The organism is Betaproteobacteria bacterium (assembly GCA_016791345.1).
Taxonomy (GTDB): Bacteria; Pseudomonadota; Gammaproteobacteria; order Burkholderiales; family JAEUMW01; genus JAEUMW01.
In genome coordinates this window covers 1-5,061 of record JAEUMW010000367.1, presented here as the reverse complement: position 1 = coordinate 5,061, position 5,061 = coordinate 1, and the positions used below count along the sequence as shown (strand labels likewise).

The following is a 5,061-nucleotide window of genomic DNA, read 5'->3' as shown; positions in this document are numbered from 1 at the left end:
CCGTAGCACCTGGTCGCGGGCGGCGGCGAGGGAATCCGCACGGCCGGTGCCGTAGATGCAACAGGCGAGTTCATCGACGAGAGAGGCCGGCACCGGCACATCTCCTGCGAGGACCCGTCGCGTCCATTCGGCAGTCGTGGCAGCATCGATGGCGGAAGGCAGTTCGGGCAGCGCGGTGAGACTTCCCGTCTCGGTCTCCTGGAGCACCTCCAATTCACCATCGTGGAAGAACTCGATGCGCGGGCGACGCTTCGGGTTGGCAAATGGCTCGCCTTCGGTCCCGCGCAACAGCAGGGCACGGGCTGCCGTGTCGCGCAGAAAGCGCCTCATGCGCTCGACATAGTCGGGGTGCGAGACCGAGACCACCCGCAGGGCACGCCCGCCGAACGGGTCGATCATCTTGGCGAGGCTGTGCGAACTCGAACGCAGGCCGAGACGCTTGCGCGTCGCGAGCAGCGCGCCGAGTCCGGGAACCATGACATCGATCGGCACGTAGGCGATCTCGCCGTATTTGAGCCTCGCGCGCACTTCGGCAAGGTCGCCGCATGACGGAATGTCCATCGCCTGCAGCACGGTCTGCGTGGTGATGCGGCCATGCGCATCGGGCGCGCCGTGGACGAGCGCCGGCATACCCAGCCGGGACAGCAGCAACGCGAAGAGCGGCGTGAGATTGGCCTGATGCCGTGCGCCGTTGTAGCTCGCCAGCAGCACAGGTCGACCCCGCGCCGCATCCAGCTCCAACCGCGGCAGACGCGCGTCGAGAGCGCGGTAGAACCCGCGCATCTCTTCGGGACCTTCGCCCTTCATCCGCAGCGCGATGTGGATGGCGCCCAGCTCCATCTCCGGCACGTGCCCGTCGAGCATGGTGCCGTAGAGATCGGCAGCAGCGTCTTCCGAAAGATTGCGCGAGCCATGCTGTCCCCGTCCCAGATCGCGGATCAAGGCCGCCAGATTCACCTGCGCCTCCTCGCCGCTTCGTCGCCCGCGAGACGGTATGCCGCGCTCACCAAGGCGATCAGCAGCAACGCACCGATGCCGTTGTGCAGGACGACCGCCGGCAGCGGCAGCGAGAGGGCGATGGCCGCAATGCCGAGTCCGAGCTGCAGCGCCAGCAGGACGAGCACGCCGGCGCCAAGCAGACGCCCGTGCGGCCGGCAGGCGAGCAGCCACCCTCCGAGCACCGCGACGGCGAGCGCCGAGGCCGCGGCGAGATAGCGATGCAGCATGTGCAGGAACGGCGCGTAGGCAGCGAGCTGGACCCGGTGCGCGTCGTCCATGGCGAGCGGGTGAAACACGTCGAAAGCCGCCAGCGTCGAGGCGGGCCACCAGCGGCCGTTGCAGTCCGGCAGCGTCGTGCAGGAAAGCGCCGCGTAGTTGCCGCTGACGAGGGCGCCCTGCAGCACGGTCGCCGCCACCAGCAACACGGCCAGGGCCGCGAGGCGGTACGGCGCGCGCGCCGGCGAGTCGTGTCGGTATGCGCAATGGCGAAGCCGCAGCCACCAGAGCAGCGCCAGGAGTCCGAAGCCGCCGGCCAGATTGCCGAGCGTCACCGCCGGCAGCAGGGTACCGGTCGGGGTCCATCGTCCGAGCACGGCGAGAAAGACGGTAAGCGCTACGAGCGCAACGGCGAGCGCGCGATCGGCCTGCGATCGCGGGCGCTGCGCGAAACAGAGGAAGGCAAGCGCGAGGATGGCCGCAGCGACCGCCGTGGCGGCAATCCGGTGTACGAGGCGGGCAAGCCGCCGCGCCGCGCTCGGCTCGGTGCCGTCGGCGGCCTGCATCACCGTGCCGTAGCAGGCGGGCCACTCCGGACAGTCCTGATGCGGCGCCGAGAGCCTGAGGTAGGCGCTCGCAACCACGATGACGAAGGTGCCGAGTGAGGCGAGGGTCGCGATGCGGCGCACCAGCACCCCTGGCTCCGCTGGACCCGTCATTGCGTCAGGCGCGCCGCAGCTCGTGCGCCACCCAGAGCGCCGCCGAGAACAGCACCATGGAACCGGCCTGATGCGCGGCCGCGAGACCGATCGGCACGACCAGGAGCAGCGTCGCGATACCGAGCGTGACCTGCAGCGCCAGCGCAGCGAGCAACGCGTGACTGGCGAGTCGCGCCGCGACGGACAGAGAAGCTTGGCCGCTCTTCAGCCAGAACCATGGCACAAGGAACGCGAGCACCCACGCGAGCAGGCGGTGAGCGAATTGTACCGTCGCCATGTTGCTAAAGAAGTTGAGCCACCACGGCTCCAGCAGGAGGACCTCGGGTGGCACCACGTGCCCGTTCATGAGGGGAAACGTGTTGTAGGCGAAACCCGCACGGATGCCCGCGACGAAGCCGCCGGTCAAAACCATCAGGAAGATCAGTGCGACCAGCGCGCTCGAGAAGCGGCGCAAGCGCGCGAGACGGGCGTCATGAATTGCAGCGCGCGGGCGCACGAACCCGAGCCCCACCCAGAACATGAGCCCGTAGATCAGGAAGGCAATTCCCAAGTGAGCGGTCAGTCGAAACTGGCTCACGCGCGGATCTTCGACCAGCCCGCTTTTCACCATGTACCACCCCATCGCCCCCTGCAGTGCGCCGAGCACAAAGATGCCCGCGAGCTGCCAGCCGAGTGTCCAATCGAGCTTCCGGCGCAACAGGAAATAGAGAAACGGAACGAAGAACGCAACTCCGATGAGTCGGCCGAGCAGACGATGCGCCCATTCCATCCAGAAGATCGGCTTGAACTCCGCGAGCGTCATGTGCCGGTTCACCTGCTGGAACTCCGGCGTCTGCTGGTACTTCGCGAATGCCTCCTGCCAGGCGGCCTCCGCCAACGGCGGCAGCGTGCCCACAATCGGCTGCCATTCGGTGATCGACAACCCCGAGTGCGTGAGGCGCGTGACGCCGCCGAGCACCACCATCGCGAAGACGAGCCCGCAGCACGCGAAGAGCCACGCGGCGACTTGTTTCCGGCTTGTCGCATCCGCCACTCCAGCGGCGCGGGGAAAGGATGCCCAGCCCGACTGCTCCATCACGCTCATGCAACGCATCCCGATTGTGGCTTGACGCGGTGACCGCTCTCCGGCGGCATTCTATCCGATAAGGTCGCGCGGTCGACCGCACCCCGCAGCGCGCCATCCAAAAAGCTTGATGCGCATCAAGTCCGCCGCGCCCGCCCGCGGCGTATAAACGCCCCCTGTAAGGCGCCGTGGCGCTGCGCCGTGCGGCGCATCGGTGAAAAAAAACGGGAGGAGAGAGATGGCCGACGTCGTCAAGTCCGCGACCGTGCGTCCCGAGGACGAAGTGCTCGAGGAACCGGTTCCCACCATGCAGCAGATCCTCGACAACCCCTTCCTGCTGCTTTTTCTCGGGGTGACGATTCCCACTGTGCTCTACGTCGTCTGGGGGGTAATGGAGATCCTCAGCGTTCCGGTCATGAAATAGCGCATCGACTGATTTCAGGGAGAAGCGAGGATGAGCGCCATACAACCGCCCACCAGTCGCTACTGGTGGAAGCAGCCGCTGGACCGTGTCGAAGGCACCTGGATCGCGATCGCGCTCGTCTGGTGCCTCATCATGTTTTTCATGATGCCGTACTGGCACATCTTCGGTAAGCAGAACCTTGCCAACGAGGCCTTCCGCACCACCCCCGACGCGTACCAGAAGCGCACCCAGGAGATGGTCGACAAGTACACGGTGCGCACCGAGACCGACCAGAAGATCCCGGTGGTGCGCCCGCCCGCGGGCGGCGACGTGTACCTGATCGCGCGGCTCTGGCAATGGTGGCCCCTGATCGAGCTCGAGCAGGGCAAGACCTACCGCCTGCACCTCATGTCGATGGACTGGCTGCACGGCTTCTCGCTGCAGCCCGAGAACGTCAACATCGAGGTGCATCCGGGCTACGACCACGTGGTGACGCTTACGCCTACGAGCGCAGGCACGTTCGGGATCGTCTGCAACGAGTACTGCGGCATCAACCATCACAATATGGCGAGCAAGATCTACGTCGTACCGTAAGGCGGGGAGAAGATCATGGCGGTCAATCGAATGTTCCGGGTCTGCCCGACGTCGGGGCTCAGGTTTCACGAGCCGGCCGAGGCGCTGATGAAGGCGAACGCGGTCGCTGCGGTGGTCGCCCTGCTCTTCGGCGGCATCCTCGCCATCGGCGTGACACTCACGCGCTGGCAGGCGGTCCACCTGCTCAACCCGGAGTGGTTCTACCTGTTCCTCACCGCGCACGGGCTCAACATGCTCGTGTTCTGGATCATTTTCTTCGAGATCGCGGTGCTCTACTTCGCCTCGTCGACGCTGCTCGGCTGCCGGCTCGCCACGCCGCGCATCGCCTGGGCCGCGTTCGCGTTGATGGTGATCGGTGCGCTCGTCAACAACTACGCGGTGTTCCGCGGTGACTCGAGCGTGATGTTTACCTCCTACACGCCAATGGGGGCACATCCGCTGTTCTACCTGGGCCTTATCGTGTTCGCGGTCGGCGCGCTCATCGCGTGCTTCGTGTTCTTCGGCACGCTGGTGGTGGCACGCAACGAGAAGACCTACGTCGGCTCGGTGCCGCTGGTGACGTTCGGCGCGATTACGGCGGCGATCATCGCGGTGTTCACCATCGCCTCCGGCGCCATCATCCTGATCCCGACCTTCCTCTGGTCGCTCGGCCTCATCAACCACGTCGATTCGCTCATGTACCGGACCGTGTGGTGGGCGTTCGGCCACTCGTCGCAGCAGATCAACGTCTCGGCCCATGTGTCGGTGTGGTACGCGATCGCGGCGATCGTGTTCGGCGCCAAGCCGCTCTCCGAGAAGGTGAGCCGCGGCGCATTCTTCCTCTACATCCTCTTCCTGCAACTTGCGAGCGCGCACCATCTGCTCGTCGATCCCGGGCTCACGTCGAACTGGAAGATCTTCAACACGAGCTACGCCATGTACCTCGCGGTGCTGGCATCGATGGTGCACGGGCTCACGGTGCCGGGCGCGATCGAGGTGGCACAGCGCAAGAAGGGCTTCACCAAGGGACTGTTCGAGTGGCTGCGCAAGGCGCCTTGGGGCAACCCCATCTTCGCGGGCATGTTCAT

Annotated in this window: 6 protein-coding genes; 3 read left to right on the top strand and 3 right to left on the bottom strand. The window is 66.0% G+C overall.

Annotation, left to right across the window (positions count from 1 at the left end; genetic code table 11):
- The 3 genes from ybiB to JNK68_14355 form a co-directional block, all read right to left on the bottom strand.
- Positions 1-957: DNA-binding protein YbiB (ybiB, locus tag JNK68_14365; GenBank protein ID MBL8541527.1), on the bottom strand; the 957-nt coding region annotated here is incomplete at its 3' end.
- On the bottom strand, positions 954-1,934 hold the full coding sequence (locus JNK68_14360; protein MBL8541526.1) for a COX15/CtaA family protein: 981 nt from the start codon (positions 1,932-1,934) through the stop codon (positions 954-956). The genes ybiB and JNK68_14360, both read right to left, overlap by 4 nt.
- A gap of 4 nt (positions 1,935-1,938) precedes the next feature.
- Positions 1,939-3,009 (bottom strand): COX15/CtaA family protein, encoded by a 1,071-nt coding sequence (locus JNK68_14355; GenBank protein ID MBL8541525.1) that lies wholly within the window; start codon positions 3,007-3,009, stop codon positions 1,939-1,941.
- 226 nt (positions 3,010-3,235) lie between these two features.
- On the opposite strand from JNK68_14355, the gene JNK68_14350 reads away from it, so the two are divergent.
- The 3 genes from JNK68_14350 to JNK68_14340 form a co-directional block, all read left to right on the top strand.
- Complete coding sequence (locus JNK68_14350) at positions 3,236-3,421, top strand: hypothetical protein (GenBank protein MBL8541524.1); 186 nt, start codon at positions 3,236-3,238, stop codon at positions 3,419-3,421.
- A gap of 30 nt (positions 3,422-3,451) precedes the next feature.
- Positions 3,452-3,994, top strand: a complete 543-nt coding sequence (locus JNK68_14345; GenBank protein MBL8541523.1) for a cytochrome C oxidase subunit II — start codon at positions 3,452-3,454, stop codon at positions 3,992-3,994.
- A gap of 15 nt (positions 3,995-4,009) precedes the next feature.
- Positions 4,010-5,061 (top strand): cbb3-type cytochrome c oxidase subunit I (locus tag JNK68_14340; protein MBL8541522.1); only part of this gene is annotated, 1,052 nt, incomplete at its 3' end.

Coding starts and splice junctions, on each gene's coding strand:
- JNK68_14360 (MBL8541526.1), bottom strand. CDS start 1,934: ATGACGGGTCCAGCGGAGCCAGGGGTGCTGGTGCGCCGCATCGCGACC.
- JNK68_14355 (MBL8541525.1), bottom strand. CDS start 3,009: ATGGAGCAGTCGGGCTGGGCATCCTTTCCCCGCGCCGCTGGAGTGGCG.
- JNK68_14350 (MBL8541524.1), top strand. CDS start 3,236: ATGGCCGACGTCGTCAAGTCCGCGACCGTGCGTCCCGAGGACGAAGTG.
- JNK68_14345 (MBL8541523.1), top strand. CDS start 3,452: ATGAGCGCCATACAACCGCCCACCAGTCGCTACTGGTGGAAGCAGCCG.